This is a genomic window from Pantoea sp. VS1 (assembly GCF_002207995.1).
GTDB lineage: Bacteria > Pseudomonadota > Gammaproteobacteria > Enterobacterales > Enterobacteriaceae > Pantoea > Pantoea dispersa.
The window spans coordinates 1-4,844 of the sequence record NZ_NHZE01000097.1 but is presented as its reverse complement, the minus strand read 5'-3'; the positions used below and the strand labels follow the sequence as shown (position 1 = coordinate 4,844).

General features: G+C 48.4%; 3 protein-coding genes. All 3 read right to left on the bottom strand.

The genetic code is table 11. The features are described 5' to 3' along the window. The coding region (locus CBW22_RS24020; protein WP_254919560.1) for an Ig-like domain-containing protein at positions 1 to 451 on the bottom strand (451 nt) is incomplete at its 3' end. A 221-nt stretch (positions 452 to 672) separates the two neighbouring features. After that, positions 673 to 3,012 (bottom strand): Ig-like domain-containing protein, encoded by a 2,340-nt coding sequence (locus CBW22_RS24015; RefSeq protein WP_088518079.1) that lies wholly within the window; start codon positions 3,010 to 3,012, stop codon positions 673 to 675. Between the two features lie 221 nt (positions 3,013 to 3,233). Further along, positions 3,234 to 4,844 (bottom strand): Ig-like domain-containing protein (locus CBW22_RS26430; RefSeq protein WP_176428182.1); only part of this gene is annotated, 1,611 nt, incomplete at its 5' end.

Sequence of the window (4,844 nt, the reverse complement as noted above, 5' to 3'; positions counted from 1 at the left end):
TATTAGCTTTAACGCTGCCAATCAGCTGGTTCTGCGCATTGTACAGGCGTACGATGCTGTCCGGCTCGGCCACGCCTTTCAGGGTCGGCGTACGGTCATCCGTCTGCTGGCCGGAACTGACCATACCGGTTTTATCGCCGAAATCATCCCCGGCACCAATAATCAGCGGCTGGTCCGGTGCGGTAAGGTCGACGTTTACGATAAACAGCGATGGCGCACCGACGTTGCCGGCGCGGTCAATGGTACGCACGGAAAGATTATGCGGGCCTTCAGCCAGCGGAAACGGCGGCTGCCAGCTCCAGCTGCCGTTAGCGGCGATGGAGACGGTATAAACTGTCTCATCCATCACAATTTCCATGATGCCGCCGGCTTCGGTTGGCATAGAGCCGGTAAAGAGGTGCTGCGGATTGGTGGTCCAGAATTGTTTTGCATTCGAGAGTACGGTGCTCATGAGGTTTTCCTGTTAAGTAATAATCAGTGTCCTGGTGAATCTGTCCGAATCAAACGACAGGCGGCGATTATTAGTTGATCGGATAACTCTCCCAACGAGAAAGGTCTTGAAGGAAAACTGGCGGCGGTGATGGCTGTGAAAGGTAAAATCAGCAAAATGAAAACAGCAAACCACACCAGAAAAAGGTGTGGTCTGCCTGGGAGCGTTGAGTGGCTTGTGGATTAAATCAGCTCGACTTTCACCCCTTCCTGCACCAGCAGTTCGGCATCGCTACCGTTGTGGGAATAAACTTCATACTGCACGCCAGCGATGGTAACGGTGCCGGTTTGTTGGGTCCAGTTATCAAAATCAGCTTCTCCAGTTACCATATCCTCAAAGCGAATAATGTCACCTTCTTTGCCTGTCACCATAAGCTGAATATGATCATTTTCAATAAAAACGTTCTCTTTAGCTGAATCAAGAACATCTTCGAGAGTGATCGCTAATTTCCCTTTAACCAATGTGTTAATGTCGCTAACGTTAACGATAGCGTTACTTGATTCATCATTATTGTAGATGACTTCTTCTGTCTCAGGTATCTCCATAATCTTATTTACATTATCAAAAGCATTCTTCGGTAGAACAGGTTTGTACTCGAAGTTATCAATATTTACTCCCCTATCGTCGAAGTAAAAATCTAAAAATATTTTACTGATAAATTGGCCAGGTTTTGTTTTATAGGTGTAATCCTGGAACTCATACCCTTTCATGGTTTCCTGATGAATAATTTTACCGTGTTGATCATAAATTTTTATGACATCATGGGTGTATTGACCAATCTCACCTCTCATGTATGAAACTTTTATTTCATCAGTAAGGTAATCGAGTTCATAAGTAGCACTTCCGTGATCGCTTACATGGATCCATCTGTTGCCACCAGCTGTTTGATAATAATATTCTCCTGATAGGAAAATAGTCCCTCCCTGCACTTTAAATGAGCTTTTGAGCGCCCCCGTGTTTTGAAAACCTTCTTTAAAATGGTCCGGTAGCGTTCCTGTATAAACATACACATCGAATGCATCTGAACTGACTTTATGTTCAGCTGATTCTGCTATCGCTTGCCATATTCCGTTATTAAGTGTAAATGGTGGAGTAAATTCCCAGTAACCATTATTGTCAGTTGTAACACTGTATATTTTTTTGTCATCGCTTCCTTTTTCATTTAGGTATAAATTGACGATGCTATTTGCTTCTGAACGGCCATGAAAAGTTGGTTTGGTGTCATCTGTGACATCTCCAGAAAAAATCTGCCCTGTTTTCGGACCTACGTCGTCCTGGGCAAAAAGTATCTCTGGTTTCAGCCTTGTCGTATCAGTGATATTAAGGCTGAACGTAGATGCGCCATCGATAATGCTATTTCTATTGTCGCTGGCACTAAAGTCATAAATAGCTGGTGAGAGACGATCGCTTTCGTAACTCCAGCTTCCATCTGCAAGTGCCTGTGTGCTTCCCAGCAATTCCCAGTTTCCAGCCTTAGCACGGAAATGAATGTAAATAATACTGTTGGCTTCCGCACGTCCGTAGAGGGTTGGCGTACGGTCATCAGTAATAGCGTTGTTTTTTAATATCCCTGTTGCTATTCCAGCATCATCCCACGCATGCGTGATGGAAAGCTCGCTCTGCGGCGTTAAATCAATCTCCAGCGTGAACTCATCGGTCCAGCCGCTGCCGGCGTAAGCGCGGAATTCCCACTTGCCTTCACCCAGCGCTTTATCCGGCGTCCAGCTCCATTCGGTGCCGCTCAGCGTGGCGTAACCGCCGTCAACCCACTGGCCGTTCACGTCCCGGTACTGAATCAGCACGTTGCTGCCGGCTGGCGCAGTGCCGCGCAGCGTTGGCGTGGTGTCATCGGTCAGCGCGCCGTCCAGCAGCTTGCCCTGTGCGGCACCCGCGTTATCCTGCGCGTGGGTGATTTCCACCTTGCCGGGAACCGGAACGGCTGTATCATCGGCAACGGTCAGCGTAAATACCTCCGATGCCTGACTGACGTAGCCACGGCCATCGGTGGCGGTGACGTAAAGTGCATGCTCACCGTCAGCCAGCGTCGGGGTAATTTCCCAGTAGCCGTTGCTGCTGGCTTTAACGCTGCCAATCAGCTGGTTCTGCTCGTTGTAGAGGCGCACGATGCTGTCCGGCTCGGCCACGCCCTTCAGGGTCGGCGTACGGTCATCCGTCTGCTGGCCGGAGCCCACCAGACCGGTTTTATCGCCGAAATCATCCCCGGCACCAATAATCAGCGGCTGGTCCGGCGCGGTAAGGTCAACGTTAACGATTAATAGCGAAGGGGCGCCGACGTTGCCGGCGCGGTCAATGGTGCGCACGGAGAGATTATGCGGACCTTCAGCCAGCGGAAACGGCGGCTGCCAGCTCCAGCTGCCGTCAGCGGCGATGGAGACGGTATAGACTGTCTCATCCATAACAATTTCCATGATGCCGCCGGCTTCGGTTGGCATAGAGCCGGTAAAGAGGTGTTGCGGATTGGTGGTCCAGAATTGTTTTGCGTTGGTGAGTGCTGTGCTCATGAGGTTTTCCTGTTTGCTAATAATTAACGTCCTGGTGAATCTGTCCGCATCAAGCGACAGGCGGCGATTATTAGTTGATCGGATAATTCTCCCAACGAGAAAGGTCTTGAAGGAAAACTGGCGGCGGTGATGGCTGTGAAAGGTAAAATCAGCAAAATGAAAACAGCAAACCACACCAGAAAAAGGTGTGGTCTGCGTGGGAGCGTTGAGTGACTTGGGGATTAAATCAGCTCGACTTTCACCCCTTCCTGCACCAGCAGTTCAGCATCGCTACCGTTGTGGGAATAGACTTCATACTGTACGCCAGCGATGGTGACGGTGCCGGTTTGTTGGGTCCAGTTGGTTAGAGCTTCTTCTGGCAGAACGTCCTGAAGCTTAACAGTGTCTCCTTCATTTCCCATGACCATCAACTGGGTATAATCATTCTCTATAAATATATCTTTCTCTCCATTAACTAATACCAATTTTGAATTCAGCACTGTAATGTCATCGTCAATATTTATGGTGGCATTTTTTGTTATTGGGAGGAAGTGATTGGCGTCAGCGTTATCGTCCTTAAAGACCGCATTTTTTTCTGGCTCGTTAAGATAGTTCTGTTTATAATCCAGGGCGGTATAGCTGAAATTGTCAATATCAAATCCCATGTATTCGCCAGCTACTGAGATGTCAATTTTACCAATCATTTTTCCCTCCGGTGCAGTATATGAATACTTGCTCCACTGATGAATGGTACAGATTTCAGTTTTGATTATGTTATTATATTGGTCGTATATTATTATAGTGGCTGGACTATGACTGTTTTCGATGCCATAGGCATCAAAAGATATTTTGTTAGTCAGATAATCAAGATCAATAACCATTTTTGCAGATGTATTGCTACCATATGTTCCTAAATGCAAATGACGTGAGTTGAGCAGATCAGTAATTCTGCTTTTCTCTCCACTGAATGTAATGGTTGCGCCATTGATTACTAATGAAGAGTCGGTTATTTCCTTCACTGTGAAGTTACTAAAGTTTTCTGTGAAAGTCTTATTGAATACATCTGGTTGAATTTTTAAGTCAAACACTGGTGAGGTGTTTTCATTATTACTGTTTTTAGCAATAAACTGCCATTCACCATTAGCCAGTTGTTGTGGTGGAGTAAACGACCATTTTCCTGCATGGTCAGTCTGGACTGAGTAACCAGTTTGCCAGGCGCCGCCGGCAGAGCGATATTCAACATATACCGTCGAGTTGGCCTCAGCCACGCCTCGAATTTCTGGTGTCGCATCGTCAGTTGTCGCACCGGATTTTAACGCGCCGGTTACTTTACCAAAGTTGTCATACGCACTGATGATCTGTGGCGTTAAACCGGCATCGCTGACTATCGTCAGGGCAAAATCGCTGTTGCTGTTGTGCGCCTGAGCATTATTACTGGCCGAGAACTGGTAGCTTCCCGGCGAGATGCGGTCGGTTTCATACACCCAGCTGCCATCCGCGCCAGCCTGCACGCTGCCCAGGACTTCCCAGTCGCTCAACGCGTTACGGAAGTGAATATAGACAATGCTGTTAGCCTCAGCGCGACCGTTCAGCGTTGGCGTACGGTCATCGGTGATTGCGCCACTGTGTAACAGACCGGTATTGATGCCAAAATCATCCCACGCATGCGTGATTGCGAGTTCGCTTACCGGCGTTAAATCAATCTCCAGCGTGAACTCGTCGGTCCAGCCGTTGACCGCATTGGCACGGAACTCCCATTTGCCCTCACCCAGCGCCTGATCCGGCGTCCAGCTCCACTGGGTGCCGATCAGCGAGGCGTAACCGCCGTCAACCCACTGGCCGTTCACATCGCG